The sequence below is a fragment of the Cupriavidus sp. 01L415 genome, from assembly GCF_056400065.1.
Genome location: NZ_JBFTSP010000001.1, coordinates 1,030,535 through 1,052,831, shown reverse-complemented (window position 1 = coordinate 1,052,831; position 22,297 = coordinate 1,030,535). Strand labels below are relative to the sequence as shown.

The window sequence follows — 22,297 nt, the reverse complement described above, 5'->3', positions numbered from 1 at the left end:
CATTCCTATTGCCAATGAGTACCGATTCCAACGACAAGCCCGACGCCCAGAGCGAGGGCAAGGAAGTGACTGCCTACGAACTGGTGGGCGGTGAAGCGCGTGTGCGCGAACTGGTCGACCGGTTTTATGACCTGATGGACCTGGAGACGCAGTTCGCGGGTCTGCGCGCGTTGCATCCGCCGTCGCTCGACGGGTCGCGCGACAAGCTGTTCTGGTTCCTGTGCGGCTGGCTGGGCGGCCCCAACCACTTTATCGACCGATTCGGCCACCCGCGCCTGCGCGCGCGCCATATGCCCTTCGAGATCGGCACCAGCGAGCGCGACCAGTGGATGCGCTGCATGGCGCTGGCGATGCAGGACGTCAATCTGCCGGAAGACCTGCAGTTGCGCCTGATGCAGGCGTTCTTCCAGACCGCGGACTGGATGCGCAATGTCCAGCGATAGCGCGGCGCCGGCGCCGGCCCAGGCCGCGCAGCTGCTGGACTTCTGGTTCGGCACGCCGGGCTCGGCGATCTGGAATGTGTCGCGACGCGAGTGGTTTGCCAAGGACGACGCCTTCGATGCGGCGATCTGCGACAAGTTCTTGCCACTGTGGCAGGCAGCCGATGACGGCGCCGCCGACGGCTGGTCGGCGACGCCCGAGGGCGCCTGCGCGCGCATCGTGCTGCTGGATCAGTTTCCGCGCAACATGTTCCGCGGCGATCCGCGCAGCTTCGCCACGGATGGCCGCGCGCTGGAACTGGCCCGTCGCGTGTTGCAGCTTGGGTGGGATCGGCAATTGCCCACGCCCTGGCATCGCATGTTCTGCTACCTGCCGTTCGAGCACGCGGAATCCATGGGCGCCCAGGATATTTCGGTACGCGAGTCGATCGCGCTGCGTGAAGACAGCGGAGGCACCGTGGATGCCGTGGAGTGGGCGGTGAAGCATCGCGAGATCATTGCCCGGTTCGGACGGTTCCCGCACCGCAACGCGGTGCTGGGCAGGACGAGTACCGCCGAGGAGCTGGCGTTCCTGAAGAAGCCGGGGTCATCGTTCTGAGCCGGCCGCCCCGGTCGCCCCCTGGCGTTGCCGCCGGTTTCATCTTCGAGCGCCCCTGCGGATGTCGCGGTGGCGCTCTCGTCGCATCGGCCGGGTCTTGCCGGGCCGATTGCTTATAATCCCAATCCTGCCGATTCAAAGTCTGTCCTGAGCCCATGGAAGCCAAACCGCAAGCTGCTCCGCGTCGAACCCGAGACCGCATCCTCGACGTCTCGCTGCGCCTGTTCAACGAGCTCGGCGAGCCCAACGTCACCACTACGACGATCGCGGAGGCCATGGAGATCAGCCCTGGCAATCTCTACTATCACTTCCGCAACAAGGACGACATCATCAACTCCATCTTCGTGCGCTTCGAGCAGGAGATGGAGCGCCGCCTGAAGATGCCGGAGGATCACAAGGCGACGCTGGGCGAAAGCTGGGGCTACCTGCAGTACATGTCCGAGTTCTTGTGGAACTACCGATTCCTGTACCGCGATATCAACGATCTGTTGGCCCGCAACCGCATGCTGGAGACCAACTTCAAGCGGATCGTGGAACAGAAGAAGCGGTTTGCGCTGGAAATCTGCCGCCAGTTCCAGGAGGACGGTGACATGGAGGCGACGCCCGAGCAGGTGGACGCCATCTGCACCAACATCGTGGTGATCGCCACCTACTGGCTGTCTTTCCAGTTCGTGCAGCACCCGCGCCAGTACAACGATCCCGAGCAGATTCGTGGCTATCTCCACGGGTCGAGTTATCACATCTTTTCGATCCTGGCGCCGTACCTGCGCGGCAAGGCGCGCGAGGCGTTTGACCAACTCGCGCGCGAGTACGCCGCCGCCAAGGCAGAGACGGACGCTGCAAAAGCCGAGAAGGACAAGAAGTGAAATCCGTTTGCGTGTATTGCGGGTCCAGCCCCGGTCATCGTCCCGAGTATGCGGACGCCGCCCGCGCGCTGGGCAAGGCCATGGCCGAGCAGGGCCTAGCGCTCGTCTATGGCGGCGGCAAGGTCGGCCTGATGGGCATCGTCGCGGATAGCGTGATGGCGCACGGTGGCGCGGCCATCGGCGTGATTCCCGATGCGCTGATGCAGAAGGAAGTGGGGCACCGCGGCCTGACCGAGCTGCATGTCGTGCGCAACATGCACGAGCGCAAGCAGATGATGGCCGATCGCGCAGATGCCTTTATCGCGATGCCGGGTGGCGTGGGCACGTTCGAGGAGTTGTTCGAAACCTTTACGTGGCTGCAGCTGGGCTACCACGACAAGCCTGTCGGCCTGCTCAACGTGGCAGGCTTCTACGACGGCATGCTCGGATTCCTGAACCATGCGGTGGGTGAAGGCTTCCTGAAGCAGGTGCATGCGGAGATGCTGCATGTCGCCGAGACACCGGCCGACCTGCTGGCCAGGCTTGCCGCCGCGCCGCGCGTTCACGTGGACAAGTGGCAGCAGGGGCGGAAGCAAACCTAGCGTCGTTCGTCAGCCCACCCAGGCCTCCACCCACCTCACCACATGCGGCCCGCCGATCGCGATCCACGTGCCCGCGCACAGGATCAGGGCCAGCATGACCGCCGCGCTGCCGAAGTCCTTCGCCCGCTTGGACAGGCTGTGACGTTCCAGCGATATGCGGTCAACCGCGGCTTCGACGCTCGAATTCAATAGCTCGACAATCAGCACCAGCAGCAACGTGCTGAGCAGCAGAATCCGTTCCACGACGCTCACTGGCAGGATGAACGCGCATGGCGTCAGGATGACCACCAGCGTCAGCTCCTGACGGAACGCACTCTCTTCCAGCACAGCGAACCGCAGGCCCGACAACGAGTTGATCGCTGCATGCCAGGCGCGTGTCAGGCCGCGGTTGCCTTTGTGGGGATTCTTTTCGACCGTGTATTCAATCTCCGGCTCGGCTGCCGCCCGCGTGGAGATCGGGTTGGACAGGTGCGGGTCGGACGGTAGCGTGGGGTGCGGTTTGGACATGATCGTGCGCGGCGGAGGACGCCGAATTGTCATGGGTGGTCGCCGATACCGGCAGCGGCCGCAGGTGTGCCAGGAACTGCTCGGATGCCGCGCGCCACGAAAATTTTTCGGCATGCGCGCGCGCGGTGGCGCGGTCGATGCGCAGCGCCTCCAGGCAGGCTTCCCGCAAGTCCTCGTGCATCACGCCGGCCGGGCTGTCACCCAATACGTCGATCGGGCCCGTCACGGGATAGGCCGCCACGGGCAGGCCGCTTGCCAGCGCTTCCAGCAATACCAGTCCGAAGGTATCGGTACGGCTAGGGAAGACGAAAACGTCAGCGGAAGCATACACCCTGGCGAGCTCGGGCTGCTTCAGGACACCCAGGTAGTTCGCCGATGGATAACGCGCCTTGAGGCTGGCCAGCGCGGGGCCGTCGCCGACCACCCACTTCGAGCCGGGCAGGTCCAGTTGCAGGAAGGCCTCGACATTCTTTTCAACGGCCACGCGGCCGACGTAGAGGAAGATCGGATGCGCGGTGTTCAGGACGTTCGCGCGCTGGGCGGTAAAGACGTCCAGATCCACCCCGCGCGTCCACAGCACGCCATGCGTGATGCCGTAGCGATGCAGATCGTCCAGCACCACCGGCGTGGGCGCCATGACGGCGCGCGCCGGGCCGTGGAACCAGCGCAGGAAACGATAGGTCCATGCCAGCGGAATGCCGAAGCGTGCCTGCACGTACTCCGGAAAGCGCGTGTGGTAAGCCGTGGTGAACGGCAGCGCATGACGTATTGCGTAGCGCCGCGCGGCGAGGCCGAGCGGGCCCTCGGTGGCGATGTGCAGCGCATCGGGGCGGAAGTCATCGATGCGACGGCGGACCTTGGCCGAAGGCAACAGCGACAGACGGATTTCGGGGTAGGTCGGGCACGGAATCGTGCTGAATTCCAGCGGTGTCAGCAGGTCGACCGTATGGCCCATGGCCTCCAGTTCGCGGCGGGTGGACTTGAGCGTGCGAACCACGCCATTGACTTGCGGTTCCCAGGCATCCGTGACAATCAGGACTCTCATCGAAACTCCTTGCGGCAGAGGCGCCGTGGCGGCTGCGCGGTGGCGAAATGGTGGCGGTGTTGGTGGTGATGGCGCATGCCGCCGGTGTCGGGCGGATGGCCGTGGCGAGTCATGCTGTTGTGCCGTGTCAGACGGCGAGCTCGGCGGTGCGGCGGCGACGCCGGCTGGTGGTGGCCGGTGGGTCGAGAAGTGTGGTCCAGTAGACGATCTTCAGCTCGCCTTCCATGGTTTCGACGAGCGCCGAAAGGCTTTCCACCCAGTCGCCGTCGTTGCAGTAGAGCTGGCCGTCGACCTCGCGGATTTCGGCCTTGTGGATATGACCGCAGACCACGCCGTCGCAGCCCCGGCGGCGCGCTTCTTCCACCATGGCGTGCTCGAAGGAATTGATGTAGCTCACCGCGTTCTTGACCTGATGCTTCAGGTATTGCGAGATCGACCAGTACTCGAAGCCGAGCTTCGTCCGGACGCGATTGAAGTGGCGGTTGATCGCCAGGATCATCGTGTAGAGCGAATCGCCCAGGTAGGCCAGCCATTTGGCGTGTTGCACGACGCCGTCGAACAGGTCACCGTGAACGACCCAGAGGCGCCGGCCGGTAGCGGTGACGTGGATGGCGTCCTCGCGCACGGTGATATCGCCGAATGCCATGCCGTCGAACTGGCGCGCCACTTCGTCGTGGTTGCCCGGCACGTAGATGACATCGGTGCCCTTGCGTGCCTTGCGCAGCAGCTTCTGCACCACGTCGTTGTGGCTCTGCGGCCAGTACCAGCCGCGGCGCAGCTGCCAGCCATCGATGATGTCGCCCACCAGGTAGAGGACGTCCGATTCGTTGTGCTTCAGGAAGTCCAGCAGGTAGGTGGCCTGGCAGCCCGGCGTGCCCAGGTGGATATCGGACAGCCAGATGGCGCGGTAGCGATGCGTGGGGGGCTCTGCGGAGGTGGCGGGACGGTTGCCGGATTCGGCATGGGCGCGGACGGGCGGGGCGGCGGGCGGTGACAGATCGGACGGCGGCGGCATGTACGCCGCGAGCACGGCGGACAGGGAGAGCGTCGTGTCAGGCTTGCCGCGCATTCGCTGCGCGACCCTCGACAGACGTCCGCGGGCAAATCGGATTGCTTGAACCATGGCGGCCCCGGTATCGGCGATGGCTGCATTGGGCCAGCGCGGCATGACGATACCGTGACGGAAACATGAATGTCATATGAAGCCCGCGCAATGTGGCGGGCACGTGCGGCGGGTGTCGGGGCGGTCAGTGCGTGGCGGTTGCGCGTGGGGGCGCCGTCGCATCGGCACTGAGCATGGCCAGCGCGTCGAGCGTCGCCGCTATCGCGCGCGGGTGCCGCAGCAATGAAACGTGGCCGATCCCGTCCAGCGCGAGGTGGCGCGCGCCGTCGAGCCACGACGTGCCAGGCGGGCCGGCAATCGAATCGTGCCAGCTGAAGATGGATACGATGCGTGCTCGCATGGCAGGCGATTCCGCCGCGGCAAGGGTGGCAAGCCACGGACTCGCCCAACGCATTTGCCGCGCATTGCGGCCGCTGCCGAAGCGCGCCAGTGCGCAGCCATGGTGCGGACTACCAAGCGTTACGATGCCGACGCACGGCAGTGCAGAGCGGGTGTCGGCGAGAGCGAGCACTTGCGCCGCGCGCGCGGCTAGTCCGCCCATGCTGTGGCAGAGCAGCAGCGGGGCGCGTCCGGTGCGCGATCGGATGTCGCGCATGTGCGCCAGCAGCGTGGGCGCATAGTCGTCGATATCGCCGAGCACGGGCTCCAGGTCGATCCCTTCGCAGCGATAGCCCGCCGCGGCGAGTGAGGGCGCCATATCGAGCCAGATCGCTTGGTTACAGCCGTAGCCGTGGACGAGCAGCACGGTTGGCGCATCACGCCCGGGGCCGCTGGCAGCGGGCGCCGCGAAGCGCAGCTGCGAGCGAAATGGCTGCAGCCAGTTGAACATGCGGAAGACGGATTGGCATTCCCCCAGGTAGCAGACCAGCGCGCTGGCCATGCCAAGCCGCTGGCGCCGGGGGGCGTCGGCCGGGAGAGGGGGAAGTTCGGCAGGCGCGATGCCCAGGCCACCCAGTGTGGCGCCAAAGGCGATGGCAACGCCGGCACCGAAGCCGATCAGTACCGCTAGCCCGCTGATGCCGACCGCCAATGGCCACGGCCAGCCGGCCCAGACAGCCAGCCCCGCCGCCAGCCCGCTGGCCGCCGTTGCCTGGATGGCTACGGCGGCGCGGCGCAGGGCGGCGGCCGTGAGGCTCATGACTTGGCGGGGCGCAGGTCGGTCAGACGGGTGCCGGCCAGGCGGTCATGCAGGAATTGCCGGCGCGGATCCAGCCACGCCAGCGAGATCCAGATCAGCAGGCCGGCAGCCAGTGCGCCGACGAACGGGCCCCGGGTCAGCCCCAACGCGTGGCCGACCACTGCCGCCGGCGGCAGCCACAGCCACGCCAGCACGAAACGCAGCGCGGCCCGCGGCCAGCGCGGGGGCGCGCCAGCGGCGGTCTCCAGCCGGATCCGCCAGGTCTGCATCGCCAGCGTCTGGCCGTTGCGTTGCCAGAACCACGTGAAATAGAAACCGAGCACGACGAACATCCACGCCTGGTCGACGTAGGGGCGATCAAGCCCATGCTGTTGCAGCAGCGGCCGGACGAGCACATAGACCGCGCTGGCGGCCATCAGCACGCCAAACAGCAGCACACCCTCGTACAGCATGCACGTCAGCCGGCGGCGCAGCGTGGGCGTGCGGATGGCGCGATCGGGCGAAGCGGGGGGAGAAGCGGCAGACGTGGCAGCAGGCATGGCGCGAGGCGATCGGTTCGTGGCAGGTGGCGGATGCGGAGTCAGGCGGCAGGGCGGCATGCTGACCCGAGGGTCAGCATGGCCCGGTGGCCGGTGCGTCGATCAGTGCAAGTCCAGGAAGCGGCAATTATGCCAAAACCTCCCTCGCTGGCCGCTTGGGGCCGACCCGGGCCGGCGGCGTGCCAATTTCGGGTGGGTTACCGGCTGACGACGCGACGGGCGAACTGGGGATGGCCTGGAGACGGCTCAGGGCCGTCCGCGCTTATTGGCGCGGCGCGTCCTGGGTGGTGATGTCCGTGGCGGCCTCCCCGGTGACCGGCGGCGCGAGCGTCGGTGCCGGCGCGGCCGATGTCGGCGCGGCCGATGTCGGCGCGCTCACGGCCGGGGCGGGTGCCGGGGCAGTGGGCGCGGACGCCGCAACGGCGGGTGTGCTGGCGACAGCCTGGGCCGGCGTGGCGGCCGGCATCGCATCCGGTGCGCTGGCGGGCTTCTTCTCGGGGCGGATCTGATGGCTGGTGTCGGCTGGCAGCCGCTTGCCGGACGGCAGCGCGCTGACGGCGCCCGGGCGGCGCGGCACCTTTTCTGCGGCAGCGAGCTTCTTCTTTTGCTCTTCCGGCAGTTGCTGGTAGCGATCCCATGCTTCCGCCTTCTTTTCCGCCGGCAGCGTGCGGGTGATCTGGTAGTTCTCGCGCGCCAGGCGTCGTTCCTGCGGGGTCATGCTGACCCACTCGGCCATGCGGGTTTGCAGGCGCGCCTGTTCCTCGGGCTTGAGTGTCGGGTAGCGGTCGGCGATGCGCTGCCACTTGCGCCGGTTCAGTTCGGGAATGGTGTCCCAGAGCGGCTGCAATGGCGCCAGCACACTCTGGTGCGCGGGCGACAGTTCGGTCCAGGTGGGATGGGCGTTGATGATGTGCGGTGCCGGCGCGGTCGCGCCCGGCCCCTGCGCCTGTGCGGCGGTGACGGCCACGCCAGCCATGGCGGCGGCCAGTAGCCCGGCCGCACATACGCCGGCTAGCCGGCGACGGAAGGCGTCGGAGCGGGAAGTAGCGCGAGCCATCCTATTGCCCGCGCTTCAGAAACACGTGGAAGCCCTGGTCGGCGTAGGCCGTAGGCGGCAGGTCGTCAAGCAGCATGGCGGCATCCACATCCGCCAGCTCCTCCACGCGCTTCTGCTGTTGCCAGTGATAGATGCCGATGAGGCCGACAACGAGCACCACCAGCGTCCAGACAAGCGCAAGCCGGCGCAGCCATGCCCCGGCTCGGTGCATGGGCGTGTCCTCGTCTTCCTCGAACACGGGACCATGCGCGCCGGGCAGTGCCAGTTGCGGCACGCGTACCGGAGCCTCGGCCTTTTTGGCGGCGAGCGCCATTCGCCGCGCGGCTGCCAGCCGTTCGGAAATGTCCGCCGGCAGGGCGTCCGCGGAGGCATCGAGTGCCGAGCGGATCTCGCAGGCGAAGCGGCGTTCCTGGATATCTCGTTCGTTTCTGCTCATAGTCGGACCCCCCGTGCGCGCAATGCTTGTGCCAGCGTATGCGTTGCACGGGAACAGTGCGTCTTGACGCTGCCTTCGGAGCAGCCCATGACAGCTGCGGTCTCGGCCACGTCCATATCCTCCCAGTAACGCATCAGAAAAGCTTCGCGTTGACGCGTGGGCAGACGCTGGATTTCCTGCTCGATAATCTGCATGACCTGTGCCCGTTCCACCTTGTCGGCACTGCTTTCCGCCGATTCCGTGCCGGCCTGGGCCTCCAGCGTGTCGAGCAGGTCATTATCGTCACCTTCGCGGTCGTCGCGGAGGTTGGAGAACAGTGTGACCCAGGTGTTCCGCACCTTCTGGCGCCGGAACCAGTCGTGGATGGTGTTCTGCAGGATGCGCTGGAACAGCGGCGGGAGTTCGGCGGCACTCTTGTCGCCGTATTTCTCCGCCAGCTTGATCATGGCGTCCTGCACGATGTCCAGCGCGGCTTCGTCGTCTCGCACGGCGAATACGGCCTGCTTGAAGGCTCGTCGCTCCACGCTGGCGAGAAAGTCGGAGAGTTCCTTGTCGGAGGCCATTCAGGCAAATACGGCGGGTGGGCGCGGAAACGGAGTGAAATGTGCCGCGTAAGACCTGCGGCAGTGGGGAAATGTCTGCGATGCTAGCAAAAAACCGCCGATTTGGGTCAATCCTGTATTGAAGTGCAGACATGAATTCGACTGCGGCGTGCGTCCGCGTCGGGGGTTCCGGTGCCGGATGCGCCGGGTCGGTGCGCGCCTCGCAAAAAGCGCGGAGGGACCGTAGACCGCGCTGGTGCATTGCAGTATCATCGACGGTTCACACGACATCAGTGGTTGTCTCATCAGACCGCTTATGAGGCGGTCTCCTCATGCAGACGCGCACCGCTTGAACCCGAGCCACAAGCCCGGCAGAGAGCATCCAAACAATTTTTTGCCGAAAATTGCAAAGGACTGAAATGAACATGCCCAGCGCGGAATTCTCCCACGCAGACAGCAATTCATCTGCCGCACCCGAAATGATCGGCGCGGAAATTCTCGTTCACGCACTCGCCGAAGAAGGCGTCGAATTCGTCTGGGGCTACCCCGGCGGCGCGGTGCTGTATATCTATGACGAGCTCCACAAGCAAAAGAAGTTCGAGCACATCCTGGTGCGCCACGAGCAGGCCGCGGTCCATGCCGCAGACGGCTATGCACGTGCGACCGGCAAGGTGGGCGTCGCCCTGGTGACTTCGGGTCCTGGCGTGACCAATGCCGTGACCGGTATCGCCACGGCCTACCTGGACTCGATCCCGATGGTGGTGATCACCGGCAACGTGCCGACCCACGCCATTGGCCAGGACGCCTTCCAGGAGTGCGATACGGTGGGTATCACCCGTCCGATCGTCAAGCACAACTTCCTCGTGAAGGACGTGCGCGACCTGGCGGCGACCATCAAAAAGGCCTTCTTCATTGCTGCCACCGGCCGTCCGGGCCCCGTGGTCGTGGACATTCCGAAGGACGTTTCCCGCAATTCCTGCAAGTACGAGTATCCGAAGTCGATCGACATGCGCTCGTACAACCCGGTGAACAAGGGACACTCGGGCCAGATCCGCAAGGCCGTGGCCCTGCTGCAGGGCGCGGAACGGCCATTCATCTACTCCGGCGGCGGCGTGGTGCTGGCCAATGCCAGCGACGAACTGCGTCAGCTGGCTGCGATCACGGGCCACCCGGTGACCAACACGCTGATGGGCCTGGGCGCGTTCCCGGGTACCAGCAAGCAGTTCGTCGGCATGCTCGGCATGCACGGCACGTATGAGGCCAACATGGCCATGCAGAACTGCGACGTGCTGATCGCCATCGGTGCGCGGTTTGACGACCGCGTCATCGGCAATCCGGCGCACTTCACTGCCCAGGCGCGCAAGATCATCCATATCGATATTGACCCGTCGTCGATCTCGAAGCGTGTAAAGGTGGACATTCCGATCGTCGGCAACGTCAAGGACGTGCTGCAGGAGCTGATCGCCCAGCTTCAGGCCAGCGACGTCAAGCCGAAGCGCGAGGCGCTGGCCAAGTGGTGGGACCAGATCGAGCAATGGCGTTCGGTGGATTGCCTGAAGTACGACCGCAGCTCCGAGATCATCAAACCGCAATACGTGGTGGAAAAGATCTGGGAACTGACCAAGGGCGACGCCTATATTTGCTCCGACGTCGGTCAGCACCAGATGTGGGCCGCGCAGTTCTACAAGTTCGACGAGCCGCGCCGCTGGATCAACTCCGGCGGCCTGGGCACGATGGGCGTGGGCCTGCCGTACGCAATGGGCATCAAGAAGGCATTCCCGGACAAGGAAGTCGTCACCATCACGGGTGAGGGCTCGATCCAGATGTGCATCCAGGAACTGTCGACCTGCCTGCAGTACGACACTCCGATCAAGATCTGCTCGCTGAACAACGGCTACCTGGGCATGGTGCGCCAGTGGCAGGAAATCGAGTACGACAACCGCTACTCGCATTCCTACATGACCGCGCTGCCTGACTTCGTCAAACTTGCCGAGGCCTTCGGGCACGTGGGCATGCGCGTGGAGAAGACCTCCGACGTGGAACCTGCGTTGCGTGAGGCTTTCCGACTCAAGGATCGTACTGTGTTCCTGGACTTCCAGACCGACCCCACCGAGAACGTGTGGCCGATGGTCCAGGCCGGCAAGGGGATCTCCGAAATGCTGCTCGGCGCGGAGGACCTGTAAATGCGACACATCATTTCGGTCCTGCTGGAAAACGAACCGGGCGCGCTGTCGCGCGTGGTGGGCCTTTTCTCGGCACGCGGATACAACATCGAGACGCTCACGGTGGCTCCCACCGAAGACGCGTCGCTGTCGCGGATGACCATCGTTACCACCGGTTCGGACGACGTGATCGAGCAGATCACCAAGCACCTGAACCGCCTGGTGGAGGTGGTCAAGGTGGTCGACCTGACCGAAGGTGCGCACATCGAGCGTGAGCTGATGCTCGTGAAGGTGCGCGCGGTTGGCAAGGAGCGCGAGGAAATGAAGCGCACCGCCGACATCTTCCGTGGCCGCATCATCGATGTGACCGAGAAGACGTACACCATCGAGCTGACCGGCAACGGTGGCAAGCTGGATGCGTTCCTTGATGCCATCGACCGCACCGCGATCCTGGAAACCGTCCGTACGGGCGGCTCCGGTATCGGCCGCGGCGAACGCATCCTGAAGGTCTGACCGGCGCCCCCGGCAGCACGGCCAAAAGCCGACCGCAGTATCCCCGGCGGCGCGACGCGAGAATCCGATACAACGCACCGCGCCACGCTGCCACCCCTTATACGCAGATTTAAGAAATTGAAGGAAATATCATGAAAGTGTTTTACGACAAGGACGCCGACCTCTCCCTCATCAAAGGCAAGAACGTCACCATCATCGGCTACGGCTCGCAAGGCCACGCTCACGCGCTGAACCTGAAGGATTCGGGTGTGAACGTGACGGTCGGTCTGCGTAAGAGCGGCGCGTCGTGGAACAAGGCCGTCAACGCCGGCCTGCAGGTGAAGGAAGTGGCCGAGGCCGTCAAGAACGCCGACGTGGTCATGATCCTGCTGCCGGACGAGCAGATCGCCGACGTGTACAAGAATGAAGTGCACGACAACATCAAGGAAGGCGCTGCCCTGGCCTTCGCCCACGGCTTCAACGTGCACTACGGCGCCGTGATTCCGCGCGCTGACCTGGACGTGATCATGATCGCCCCGAAGGCCCCGGGCCACACGGTGCGTTCGACGTACTCGCAAGGCGGCGGCGTGCCCCACCTGATCGCCGTGCACCAGAACAAGTCCGGCGCCGCCCGTGACATCGCCCTGTCGTACGCCACCGCCAACGGCGGCGGCCGCGCCGGCATCATCGAGACCAACTTCCGCGAAGAAACCGAAACCGACCTGTTCGGTGAACAGGCCGTGCTGTGCGGCGGCACCGTGGAACTGATCAAGGCTGGCTTCGAAACGCTGGTGGAAGCCGGCTACGCGCCGGAAATGGCGTACTTCGAGTGCCTGCACGAGCTGAAGCTGATCGTGGACCTGATCTACGAAGGCGGCATCGCCAACATGAACTACTCGATCTCGAACAACGCCGAATATGGCGAATACGTCACCGGCCCGCGCGTCGTGACCGAAGAGACCAAGAAGGCGATGAAGCAGTGCCTGACGGACATCCAGACCGGCGAGTACGCCAAGAGCTTCCTGCTGGAAAACAAGGCCGGCGCTCCGACCCTGATCTCGCGCCGTCGCCTGACCGCCGAGCACCAGATCGAAGAAGTGGGTACCAAGCTGCGCGCGATGATGCCGTGGATTGCGAAGAACAAGCTGGTCGACCAGTCGAAGAACTAAGCTGATTGCCAGCGGGCAGGGCGCCCGGCCTTTCGGGGCCGGATGCCTGCAGCCGTCCAGCATTTCGCCGGTCTCCTGTGTTGCAGGGGGCATTTTGGCGAAGGCTGGACGGCTTTTTGTTATCCTTGTCGGGCTTTTTCGGGCGCAGGCCCGAATCCTTCTTATTTCGCGGCGATACGATGAGAGCTGAGGGCGACGCGGCCACCCGCGGCGTCGGCTCGTCATGGCGTATTGTTATTACCTGAACCACATTCCAAGTCTTGCATGAACTATCCTCATCCGCTGATCGCCCGTGAAGGCTGGCCGTTCCTGGTCGGCGCATTTGTAATCTCGCTGCTGGTGCATGTCAGCGCGGGCTTCTGGTGGGCGCTGCCGCTGTGGATCATCACGATCTTCGTGCTCCAGTTCTTCCGTGACCCGCCCCGGCCGATTCCGTCCGCGCCCAACGCCGTGCTGGCGCCCGCCGACGGCCGGATCGTTGTGGTCGAGAAGACGCAGGACCCGCACGCCGGGCGCGAGGCGCTGAAGATCAGCGTGTTCATGAACGTGTTCAACGTGCATTCGAACCGCGCTTCGGTAGACGGCAAGGTGGAGAAGCTTGAATACTTCCCGGGCAAGTTCGTCAACGCCGACCTGGACAAGGCATCGCTCGAAAACGAACGCAATGCGGTGGTGATCCGCCGCGCCCAGGACGGACAGCTGGTGACGCTGGTGCAGGTGGCCGGTTTGGTGGCTCGCCGCATCCTGTGCTACACCAAGGTGGGTGACACGCTGTCGCGCGGCCAGCGCTACGGCTTCATCCGCTTCGGCTCGCGTGTGGACGTGTACCTGCCTGTGGACGCCCGCCCGCGCGTGACGATCGGCGAGAAGGTGTCGGCATCGTCGACCGTGCTCGCCGAACTTGACGTTCAATCGTAAGTCACCTGCGACAGGAGACTCTGGCATGGGTGCCTTCAATCGACGCAACAAGCGTGTCAGCAACGGCAACGTGACGCATCTGCGTCCGTTCCGCCACAACCAGTTGCGCAACGAGTCTGGCTTCGACGAAGCGGACGAGCACGACATCGAGTACGTGCGTCCGCGCCGGCGCGGGATCTACCTGCTGCCCAACGCGTTCACTACGGCAGCGCTCTTCGCCGGTTTCTTCGCGATCGTCCAGGCGATGAACATGCGCTTCGATGCCGCCGCCATCGCCATCTTCGCAGCGATGGTGCTCGACGGCATGGACGGTCGCGTGGCACGCATCACCAATACGCAAAGCGCATTTGGCGAACAATATGATTCGCTCTCGGACATGACCTCGTTCGGCGTGGCGCCCGCGCTGGTGATGTACGAATGGATCCTGCACGACCTGGGCAAGTGGGGCTGGATCGCCGCCTTTGTCTACTGCACCTGCGCCGCGCTGCGACTGGCGCGCTTCAACGCGAACATCGGCGTGGTGGACAAGCGCTTCTTCCAGGGGCTGCCGAGCCCGGCCGCGGCCGCGCTGGTGGCGGGTTTCGTCTGGCTGGCCATTGACAACAAGCTGCCGGTCAAGGAGTTGTGGATGCCGTGGGCCGCGTTTGCGATCACCTTGTATGCGGGGTTGTCGATGGTGTCCAATGCGCCGTTCTACAGCGGCAAGGCACTGGACGTCCGGTACCGCGTGCCGTTCGGCATGATGGTGCTGGTGCTGGTGCTGTTCGTGGTGGTTTCCACTGATCCGCCGGTTGCACTGTTTGGCCTGTTCGTCGCGTATGCCATCTCGGGCTACCTGCTGTGGGCCTGGCGTGCGCTGCACGGCGAGCCGGGCGGGGTGCGCAAGGCTCGCGCGAACGGGTCGGGCGCCGGCGGCAACGGCAACTGATCTTGCATGGCAGAAGGGCGCTCCGTGGCGCCCTTTGTTTTTTCTAGCAGTACGTTCCACTTACCGTCAGGAGGATGTCATGGGCATGTTCGACTTCATCAAGGAAGCGGGGGAAAAACTGTTCGGCAAGGGCGAGGCCAAGGCCGCGCAGGAGGCCGCTGCCGCCGACGCATCGGCCGAGAAGGTGGATGCCGCCAATCGCGCCGCGGGCGATGCGATCGAGGCCTACGTGAAGCAGATGGGTCTGGATGCCACTGGACTGATGGTTCAGGTGGATGGATCGCAAGGCAAGGTCACGGTCTTCGGCGTGGCACCGGACCAGGCGACGAAAGAAAAGATCATCCTCTGCTGTGGCAATGTCGAGGGCGTGGAAGCGGTCGAGGACAAGATGTCCGTCAACGTGGAATCGATCGAATCGCAATGGCACACCGTGGTGAAGGGCGACACACTTTGGGCGATTTCTCAGGCCGCCTATGGCAACGGCGCCGAGTACAACAAGATCTTCGAGGCGAACAAGCCGATGCTGACGCACCCGGACAAGATCTATCCGGGGCAGAAGCTGCGGATTCCGCCGAAGTAAGGTCGAGGCGAGGCATATAAGGCAACACAGGGGCTGGCAGCGCCGACGCGTGACTTGCCTGCGCCTGTGTTGCACGCACGCGCCAAACCGGATATAGTCGCCAACATGATTTCGCGCCAGTCCCTAATCGCCCGCACCACCCTAGGTGGCCTACTAGGCCATCAGGTCGGGACGCGCGTGCGCTGAGGACGATATCGCCTTAGCGCGGAATCAAGAGGAATTTTCCAACGCCCCGGCCTGCATCCATGCACGCCGGGGCGTTTTGCATTCGCCTCGCCGGAAGGTCCCCAGGATCAAACGGCAAGCCCCGGCGGCAGGACGGACGGGACAGCACTGCACATTACAAGGCACAGCCAGGAGCTCCACAAATGTCTGACAAACTCATCATTTTCGACACCACCTTGCGTGACGGCGAACAATCGCCCGGCGCGTCCATGACCCGCGAGGAAAAGATCCGCATCGCGCGCCAGCTGGAACGCCTGAAGGTCGATGTGATCGAGGCCGGCTTTGCCGCCAGCTCCAATGGCGATTTCGAGGCCATCCGCTCGATCGCCCAGGTGGTGAAGGACTCGACCATCTGCTCGCTCGCCCGCGCCAACGACAAGGACATCGCACGTGCCGCCGAGGCGCTCAAGCCGGCCAACTCGTTCCGTATCCACACGTTCATCGCCACATCGGCGCTGCACATGGAAAAGAAGCTGCGCATGACGCCGGACCAGGTGTACGAACAGGCCCGCCTGGCCGTGCGCTTTGCCCGCCAGTTCACGGATGACATCGAGTTCTCGCCGGAAGACGGCAGCCGCTCCGACATGGATTTCCTGTGCCGTGTGCTGGAAGGCGTGATCGCCGAGGGCGCCACCACGATCAACTTGCCGGATACGGTCGGCTATGCCGTGCCGGAAGGCTATGCCGATCTGATCCGCACGGTGCGCGAGCGCATTCCCAACTCGGACAAGGCCATCTGGTCCGTCCACTGCCATAACGATCTGGGCATGGCCGTGGCCAATTCGCTGGCCGCCGTGAAGCTGGGCGGCGCACGCCAGATCGAATGCACGATCAACGGTCTGGGTGAGCGCGCGGGCAACACCAGCCTGGAAGAAGTTGTGATGGCCGTGAAGACGCGCCGTGACTACTTCGACATGGATGTGGGCATCGACACGACACAGATCGTGCCGGCGTCGAAGCTGGTTTCGCAGATCACCGGTTTCGTTGTGCAGCCGAACAAGGCCGTGGTCGGCGCCAATGCGTTTGCCCATGCGTCCGGCATTCACCAGGATGGCGTGCTCAAGGCCCGCGATACCTACGAGATCATGCGCGCGGAGGACGTGGGCTGGTCGGCCAACAAGATCGTGCTGGGCAAGCTCTCGGGCCGCAACGCCTTCAAGCAGCGCCTGCAGGAGCTGGGGATCGAACTGGAGAGCGAGAGCGAAGTCAACGCCGCGTTCGGCCGCTTCAAGGAGCTGGCTGACCAGAAGGCCGAGATCTTCGATGAAGACATCATGGCCATCGTCTCCGATGAGGCACACGACGCCGCAAACGAGCACTACCGGTTCATCTCTTTGTCGCAGCACTCGGAAACCGGCGAGCGTCCGCATGCTCGCGTGGTGTTCAATGTCGATGGCCAGGAACTGACCGGCGAAGGCGAGGGCAATGGCCCGGTGGATGCCACGCTGCATGCCATCGAAGGCAAGGTCAGCAGCGGCGCCGAACTGGTGCTGTACTCGGTCAATGCGATCACCGCCGGTACGCAGGCGCAGGGCGAGGTGACGGTGCGTTTGTCGAAGGCAGGACGCATCGTGAACGGTGTGGGTACCGATCCGGATATCGTGGCCGCTTCGGCCAAGGCTTATCTAGCCGCACTGAACAAGCTGCACGACAAGGCCGTGCAAAAGATCAATCCGCAGATCTGATCCCTGATTTGCGCGATGCCGGCGGCGGGCTCACAAGGCCCGGCCGCCAGAAACCGCCCGCCAGCCGCGTATCCCGTGGCGGCGGGCGGAATGCATTTGAGGCGTGCCGTTAGCGCGGATCGGGGCGGTCGCGCAGTGGGTCGGGGGTGATCTGCGTCTGGCGCAACACGCCACCGTCGTCAAAGTAGAAGTTGAACATCGAGTACCACTGGTCCTCATGCAGGAAGCGGTAGGTCCAGACCTCGCGCCTCATCAACGGGTAGTACTGGTTAGGTTCGCGCGGCGCGCCAAAATGTTCGAGGACGTCCTTCTTCGTCCAGACGTTGACCTTGGCCTTGTAGAGCTCAAGCGTGGTCAACATCTGGCGGAAATTTGTCAGGTTGCCATTCCGGTCAAAGTCGGCCGCATAGGATTGCTCGCCCATCGGTTGCTTGGAGTAGAACCAGCGCGTGGTGCCGTCGTCGAGCCGGTAGGCATCGGTTGGCCTGCCGAATGTAGCTTCCACGGCGCTTTGCGGCTGGCCGACGAGCTTTAGGCCGGTATTGACCGGCGCCAGCGCGGTACATGCGGCGAGGGTAGCGATGGCCAGGCTGGCAGCCAGCCAGCGGCCGGCACGTGGCAGTAGGGATGTCATGACGATGTCTGATGGAGCGGTTTGGGTAGGAATAGCCGAAGTGTAGCGGCCAGCGCAGCGGGGTGTGAGTTGTGCGCAGCTTTCCGGGATTTCTTCCGATATCACCGCGCTAGCTGCGTTGATCTGCGGCTAACGGTGACAGCGTCGCATCGATTGCCGGCGCCAGTCCATCTGCCTTACCATCCACCCCTTCGCCGCAGGCAGTGGAATGGGAGGGATCGATGTCTGGATTTGGAAGGCGCGTGTTGCGCGCCGGGCTGACGGCATGGCTGGCTGCGGGCATGCTCGGCATGGCCGCCGTCGCCCAGGCACAGGGCCCTGCCGGTGCGCCGATCCGCCTGGGCATGATCGAGGGTCTGTCTGGCCCCTTTGCCAATGCGGGTGAGGCAGTGGTGCGCAACCTGCGCATCGCGATTGATCGCGTCAATGCGCGCGGCGGCGTGAAGACCGTCGATGGCCAGCGTCCGCTGGAACTGGTGACTTTCGACAGCAAGGGCAACGTCGACGAAAGTCTGATCCAGTTCCGCAGCCTGATCGACAAGCGTATTCCGTTTGTGCTGCAGGGCAACAGCTCCGCGGTGGCCGGTGCACTTGTGGCGGCCATCAACCGTAACAATGTGCGCCAGCCCGATGCGCGCGTACTGTTCCTGAATTACTCGGCCGTTGATCCGGCGCTGACCAACGAGAACTGCAGCTTCTGGCATTTCCGCTTCGATGCCAGCTCGGACATGCGCATGCAGGCCCTGACAGAGGCCATCCGAGCCGAGCATGGCGTGCGCAAGATCTACCTGATCGCCCAGGATTACAGCTTTGGCCATCAGGTATCGAAAACCGCGCGTGAAATGCTGGCTGCCAAGCGGCCGGATATCCAGATCGTGGGCGACGAGTTTCATCCAGTCGGCAAGATCAAGGATTTCGCGCCGTACATTGCCAAGATCAAGGCAAGCGGTGCCGATGCGGTAGTTACCGGCAACTGGGGCAATGACCTGACGCTGATGGTCAAGGCCGCGCGCGAAGGCGGGCTCAATGCGCGCTTCTATACGTTCTATGGCAATGGCCTGGGCGCGCCGGCAGCCATGGGCGATGCCGGCGTGGGCCGTGTGCTGGCCGTGGCCGAATGGCATCCGAATGTGGGAGGCGCTGCCTCGGATGCGTTCTACCAGTCGTTCCGTGCCCGGTACCCCGAGCCGCGGGATGACTACGTCCACCTGCGCATGCAGATGATGGTGGAGATGCTGGTGCGTGCGATCGAGCAGACCGGATCCACCGACGCCGTCAAGGTGGCGCAGGCGCTGGAGAACATGCGTTACACCAATGCCTTCCACGAGGCCACCGTGCGCGCGGAGGACCATCAGGTCCTGCAGCCGCTCTATGTGTCGGTGATGGCGAAGCAGGGCGGGGACGTCCGTTTCGACAACGAAGGCTCCGGCTACGGCTTCCGCACGGTCAGGAAACTCAAGGCCGCGCAGACCACGCTGCCCACTACGTGCCGGATGGAGCGCCCGCAGAGCTGATCCGGCGGAATTCCGTCCGCCGCGGCCGGGCAGGGTTCGCCGCGGGGGCGATTTCGGCTATAATGCGCGGCTGTCGTCCATGGACCACTCGGGCCAGGGCGGCGGATGCCTTATCCATACAGGCACGACGCAGGTGGCGCATCCCGTGCTGCAGCGTTCGCAAGTGAAAGGAAATCATCATGGCAGTTGCCGATATCAACAAGTCGGAAGTTATCAAGCAGTTCGCCCGCGGCACCAATGACACGGGTAGCCCCGAAGTCCAGGTCGCCCTGCTGACCACCCGCATCAACGAACTGACCCCGCACTTCAAGGCCAACATGAAGGATCACCACAGCCGCCGCGGTCTGCTGCGCATGGTGAGCCGTCGTCGTCGCCTGCTGGACTACCTCAAGGCCAGCGACGCTGACCGTTACCGCGCCCTGATCGAAAAGCTGGGCCTGCGCAAGTAAGGTCTGCGGATGGCAGCACGAATCCTGCACAAGCTGTTTCTGCGCGATTTCCCGTGAGGCCACGATGCCTGCGTCAGCATTGCTGAGGCAGGCATTTTGCTTTTCTGATCCGATGTTTCCCGCGCCGGATCATTGTTGATTGTGATGTTTGCTTCACTATGCTGTCCGGGCGACTCCGCCCTGACGCCCGTTGCGCCACGACGTGTAACGGAGTAATTTACCTCGCTCTTTATCGCTCTGTGACACCGGAGCCGGCCAAGGAACCGGGGTTTTGTGTCATTCCATCGCGTGCTGCATCGTTACTCTGACGGTGGCGCGATGGAATGGCATAGCACTTCCCTGAGACTGCGGACCGGGACAAATCCGGCAGTTCGCCTGCCGCTGCGAGCGCAGGCGTGGCAAGGCCGCATGTGTATGCGGCCTGCATGCATGAATCAAGGAACGCTCATGACCATGTTCAACAAGATCGTCAAGGAATTCCAATGGGGCCAGCACACGGTCCGCATGGAAACCGGCGAAGTCGCCCGCCAGGCGGGTGGTGCCGTGATCGTCGACGTGGAAGACACCGTGGTGCTGGCCACCGTGGTGGCCGCCAAGAACCCGAAGCCGGGCCAGGATTTCTTCCCGCTGACCGTCGACTACATCGAAAAAACCTACGCCGCCGGCAAGATCCCCGGTGGCTTCTTCAAGCGTGAAGGCCGTCCGTCGGAAAACGAGACGCTGACCTCGCGCCTGATCGACCGTCCGCTGCGTCCGCTCTTCCCGGAAGGCTTCTACAACGAAGTCCAGGTGGTGGTGCACGTGCTGTCGATCAATCCGGAAGTGCCGGCCGACATTCCCGCGCTGATCGGCGCGTCCGCCGCGCTGGCCGTGTCGGGTATCCCGTTCAGCGGCCCGGTGGGCGCTGCGCGAGTTGGCTACAAGGATGGTCAGTACCTGCTGAACCCGACCCGCTCGCAGATCGCCACCTCGGACCTGGACCTCGTGGTCGCCGGCACCGAGCGTGCCGTGCTGATGGTGGAATCGGAAGCCAACCAGCTGTCGGAAGACGTGATGCTGGGTGCTGTCGTCTACGGCCATGAGCAGATGCAGATCGCCATCAACGCGATCCACGACCTGGTGCGCGACGGCGGCAAGCCGGAGTGGGACTGGGCTCCGGCCGCCAAGAACGAATCGCTGATCGCCAAGGTCACCGAAGTTGCGCTGCCCCTGCTGCAGGAAGCCTATCAGCTGCGCCAGAAGTCGGCTCGCAGCCAGAAGTTGAAGGACGTGTCCGCCAACGTGATGGCTGCTTTGGCAGCGGCTGGTGTCGAAGCCGACAAGGTGGAAGTCGGCAACATCATGTTCGACCTGGAAGCGAAGATCGTGCGTGGCCAGGTCCTGGCCGGCGAGCCGCGTATCGACGGCCGCGACACGCGCACGGTGCGCCCGATCGAGATCCGTTCGTCGGTGCTGCCGCGCGCCCACGGCTCCGCGCTGTTCACGCGTGGTGAGACCCAGGCGCTGGTGGTGGCCACGCTCGGCACCAAGAGCGACGAGCAGATCATCGACGCACTGGCCGGCGAATACCGCGACCGCTTCATGCTTCACTACAACATGCCCCCGTTCGCGACCGGCGAAACGGGCCGCGTGGGCAGCCCGAAGCGTCGYGARATCGGYCACGGCCGTCTGGCCAAGCGCGCGCTGATCCCGGTGCTGCCGAAGGATGACGAGTTTGCGTACACGATCCGCCTGGTGTCGGAAATCACCGAATCGAACGGCTCGTCGTCGATGGCTTCCGTCTGCGGCGGCTGCCTGGCGCTGATGGACGCCGGCGTTCCGGTGAAGGCGCACGTGGCCGGCGTGGCCATGGGCCTGATCCTGGAAGGCAACAAGTTTGCCGTGCTGACCGACATCCTGGGTGACGAAGATCACCTGGGCGACATGGACTTCAAGGTGGCGGGTACCGACTCCGGTATCACCGCGCTGCAAATGGACATCAAGGTCCAGGGCATCACCAAGGAAATCATGCAGGTTGCGCTGGCGCAAGCCCGCGAAGGCCGTATCCACATCCTGGGCAAGATGCAGGAAGCGATGGGCCACGCGCGTACCGAACTGTCGGCACACGCACCGCGCATGATCACGATGAAGATTCATCCGGACAAGATTCGCGAAGTCATCGGCAAGGGCGGTTCGACCATCCAGGCGCTGACCAAGGAAACCGGCACGACCATCGACATCCAGGAAGACGGCACGATCACGATCGCGTCGACCTCCACGGATGGCATGGCCGAAGCCAAGCGCCGCATCGAGGGCATCACCGCGGAAGCCGAAGTGGGCAAGATCTACAACGGTACCGTGCTGAAGCTGCTGGACTTCGGCGCCATCGTGAACATCCTGCCGGGCAAGGATGGCCTGCTGCATATTTCCGAGATCGTCAATGAACGCGTCAAGGACATCAAGGACTGGCTGAAGGAAGGCCAGCACGTGCGCGTGAAGCTGATCCAGGCCGATGAGAAGGGTCGTCTGCGTCTGTCGCTGAAGGCAGCGTTGGCCGAAGAGGGTGGCAGCATCAGCCCGATCGTCCACGCCGACGCCCCGGCAGCCCCGGCGGCACCGACCTCGACGGATCAGCAATAAGCTGAACGTTGCACGCCGCGAGGCGTGCATCTGGTAGTACCGCAGTACGA

The 22,297-nt window shown here is 64.2% G+C and carries 23 protein-coding genes; 14 read left to right on the top strand and 9 right to left on the bottom strand.

Annotated elements, in window-relative coordinates; genetic code table 11:
- Nucleotides 1–14 precede the first annotated feature (14 nt).
- The 4 genes from AC1DOX_RS04890 (at nucleotide 15) to AC1DOX_RS04875 (ending at nucleotide 2,485) form a co-directional block, all read left to right on the top strand.
- Nucleotides 15–443: a group II truncated hemoglobin gene (locus AC1DOX_RS04890; protein WP_092138883.1), complete on the top strand. Its 429-nt coding sequence runs from the start codon at nucleotides 15–17 to the stop codon at nucleotides 441–443.
- The gene (locus AC1DOX_RS04885) at nucleotides 430–1,038 is read left to right on the top strand and encodes a DUF924 family protein (protein ID WP_441615488.1); all 609 of its coding nucleotides are present in this window, start codon (nucleotides 430–432) and stop codon (nucleotides 1,036–1,038) included. Before AC1DOX_RS04890 ends, AC1DOX_RS04885 begins: the two co-directional genes overlap by 14 nt.
- Before the next feature lie 155 nt (nucleotides 1,039–1,193).
- Nucleotides 1,194–1,904, top strand: coding sequence for a TetR/AcrR family transcriptional regulator (locus AC1DOX_RS04880; protein ID WP_441615486.1), 711 nt, complete (start codon nucleotides 1,194–1,196; stop codon nucleotides 1,902–1,904).
- Nucleotides 1,901–2,485: an LOG family protein gene (locus tag AC1DOX_RS04875; RefSeq protein WP_441615484.1), complete on the top strand. Its 585-nt coding sequence runs from the start codon at nucleotides 1,901–1,903 to the stop codon at nucleotides 2,483–2,485. Before AC1DOX_RS04880 ends, AC1DOX_RS04875 begins: the two co-directional genes overlap by 4 nt.
- Nucleotides 2,486–2,494: 9 nt before the next feature.
- Here AC1DOX_RS04875 and AC1DOX_RS04870 read toward each other — a convergent pair whose 3' ends face one another.
- From AC1DOX_RS04870 to AC1DOX_RS04835, 8 genes are all read right to left on the bottom strand, one after another.
- Complete coding sequence (locus tag AC1DOX_RS04870; RefSeq protein ID WP_441615482.1) at nucleotides 2,495–2,992, bottom strand: diacylglycerol kinase; 498 nt, start codon at nucleotides 2,990–2,992, stop codon at nucleotides 2,495–2,497.
- A complete protein-coding gene (locus tag AC1DOX_RS04865) occupies nucleotides 2,907–4,037 on the bottom strand; it encodes a glycosyltransferase family 4 protein (protein ID WP_441615480.1) in 1,131 nt (376 codons plus the stop codon). The genes AC1DOX_RS04870 and AC1DOX_RS04865 overlap by 86 nt, the downstream gene beginning before the upstream one ends.
- Nucleotides 4,038–4,164: 127 nt before the next feature.
- Nucleotides 4,165–5,106, bottom strand: coding sequence for a UDP-2,3-diacylglucosamine diphosphatase (locus AC1DOX_RS04860; RefSeq protein ID WP_441615478.1), 942 nt, complete (start codon nucleotides 5,104–5,106; stop codon nucleotides 4,165–4,167).
- Between the two features lie 178 nt (nucleotides 5,107–5,284).
- Nucleotides 5,285–6,298: an esterase/lipase family protein gene (locus AC1DOX_RS04855; RefSeq protein WP_441615476.1), complete on the bottom strand. Its 1,014-nt coding sequence runs from the start codon at nucleotides 6,296–6,298 to the stop codon at nucleotides 5,285–5,287.
- Nucleotides 6,295–6,837 (bottom strand): RDD family protein, encoded by a 543-nt coding sequence (locus AC1DOX_RS04850; RefSeq protein WP_441615474.1) that lies wholly within the window; start codon nucleotides 6,835–6,837, stop codon nucleotides 6,295–6,297. Before AC1DOX_RS04850 ends, AC1DOX_RS04855 begins: the two co-directional genes overlap by 4 nt.
- A 262-nt stretch (nucleotides 6,838–7,099) precedes the next feature.
- Entirely contained in the window at nucleotides 7,100–7,894 is a 795-nt protein-coding gene (locus AC1DOX_RS04845) for a DUF3106 domain-containing protein (protein WP_441615472.1), read from the bottom strand.
- 1 nt (nucleotide 7,895) lies between these two features.
- On the bottom strand, nucleotides 7,896–8,330 hold the full coding sequence (locus tag AC1DOX_RS04840) for a DUF3619 family protein (protein ID WP_441615470.1): 435 nt from the start codon (nucleotides 8,328–8,330) through the stop codon (nucleotides 7,896–7,898).
- Nucleotides 8,327–8,893 (bottom strand): RNA polymerase sigma factor, encoded by a 567-nt coding sequence (locus AC1DOX_RS04835; protein WP_092138864.1) that lies wholly within the window; start codon nucleotides 8,891–8,893, stop codon nucleotides 8,327–8,329. Before AC1DOX_RS04835 ends, AC1DOX_RS04840 begins: the two co-directional genes overlap by 4 nt.
- A gap of 398 nt (nucleotides 8,894–9,291) precedes the next feature.
- Between AC1DOX_RS04835 and AC1DOX_RS04830 the strand changes: the two genes are divergently transcribed.
- The 7 genes from AC1DOX_RS04830 to AC1DOX_RS04800 all read left to right on the top strand — a co-directional run bounded on the left by AC1DOX_RS04830 (nucleotide 9,292) and on the right by AC1DOX_RS04800 (nucleotide 17,031).
- Complete coding sequence (locus tag AC1DOX_RS04830; protein WP_092138862.1) at nucleotides 9,292–11,055, top strand: acetolactate synthase 3 catalytic subunit; 1,764 nt, start codon at nucleotides 9,292–9,294, stop codon at nucleotides 11,053–11,055.
- Nucleotides 11,056–11,547 (top strand): acetolactate synthase small subunit, encoded by a 492-nt coding sequence (gene ilvN / locus AC1DOX_RS04825; protein WP_008643328.1) that lies wholly within the window; start codon nucleotides 11,056–11,058, stop codon nucleotides 11,545–11,547. It begins immediately after the preceding gene.
- A 131-nt stretch (nucleotides 11,548–11,678) separates the two neighbouring features.
- Nucleotides 11,679–12,695, top strand: a complete 1,017-nt coding sequence (gene ilvC, locus AC1DOX_RS04820) for a ketol-acid reductoisomerase (protein ID WP_092138860.1) — start codon at nucleotides 11,679–11,681, stop codon at nucleotides 12,693–12,695.
- A gap of 264 nt (nucleotides 12,696–12,959) precedes the next feature.
- On the top strand, nucleotides 12,960–13,613 hold the full coding sequence (locus AC1DOX_RS04815; protein ID WP_441615467.1) for a phosphatidylserine decarboxylase: 654 nt from the start codon (nucleotides 12,960–12,962) through the stop codon (nucleotides 13,611–13,613).
- Between the two features lie 25 nt (nucleotides 13,614–13,638).
- Nucleotides 13,639–14,541: a CDP-diacylglycerol--serine O-phosphatidyltransferase gene (pssA, locus tag AC1DOX_RS04810; protein WP_441615465.1), complete on the top strand. Its 903-nt coding sequence runs from the start codon at nucleotides 13,639–13,641 to the stop codon at nucleotides 14,539–14,541.
- Nucleotides 14,542–14,620: 79 nt separating this feature from the next.
- Entirely contained in the window at nucleotides 14,621–15,121 is a 501-nt protein-coding gene (gene lysM, locus AC1DOX_RS04805) for a peptidoglycan-binding protein LysM (RefSeq protein ID WP_441615463.1), read from the top strand.
- Nucleotides 15,122–15,489: 368 nt separating this feature from the next.
- Nucleotides 15,490–17,031 carry a 2-isopropylmalate synthase gene (locus tag AC1DOX_RS04800; RefSeq protein WP_092138852.1) on the top strand — a complete coding sequence of 514 codons (1,542 nt, stop codon included), beginning with the start codon at nucleotides 15,490–15,492 and terminating at the stop codon, nucleotides 17,029–17,031.
- 109 nt (nucleotides 17,032–17,140) lie between these two features.
- On the opposite strand, the gene AC1DOX_RS04795 is transcribed toward AC1DOX_RS04800, so the two are convergent.
- Nucleotides 17,141–17,665: a hypothetical protein gene (locus tag AC1DOX_RS04795; protein WP_441615461.1), complete on the bottom strand. Its 525-nt coding sequence runs from the start codon at nucleotides 17,663–17,665 to the stop codon at nucleotides 17,141–17,143.
- 281 nt (nucleotides 17,666–17,946) lie between these two features.
- Here AC1DOX_RS04795 and AC1DOX_RS04790 point away from each other — a divergent pair, with 281 nt between their 5' ends.
- The 3 genes from AC1DOX_RS04790 to pnp all read left to right on the top strand — a co-directional run bounded on the left by AC1DOX_RS04790 (nucleotide 17,947) and on the right by pnp (nucleotide 22,247).
- Nucleotides 17,947–19,179 carry a branched-chain amino acid ABC transporter substrate-binding protein gene (locus tag AC1DOX_RS04790; RefSeq protein WP_441615652.1) on the top strand — a complete coding sequence of 411 codons (1,233 nt, stop codon included), beginning with the start codon at nucleotides 17,947–17,949 and terminating at the stop codon, nucleotides 19,177–19,179.
- 179 nt (nucleotides 19,180–19,358) lie between these two features.
- Complete coding sequence (rpsO, locus tag AC1DOX_RS04785) at nucleotides 19,359–19,628, top strand: 30S ribosomal protein S15 (protein WP_092138848.1); 270 nt, start codon at nucleotides 19,359–19,361, stop codon at nucleotides 19,626–19,628.
- Between the two features lie 447 nt (nucleotides 19,629–20,075).
- The gene (pnp, locus tag AC1DOX_RS04780) at nucleotides 20,076–22,247 is read left to right on the top strand and encodes a polyribonucleotide nucleotidyltransferase (protein ID WP_092138846.1); all 2,172 of its coding nucleotides are present in this window, start codon (nucleotides 20,076–20,078) and stop codon (nucleotides 22,245–22,247) included.
- Nucleotides 22,248–22,297: the final 50 nt, after the last annotated feature.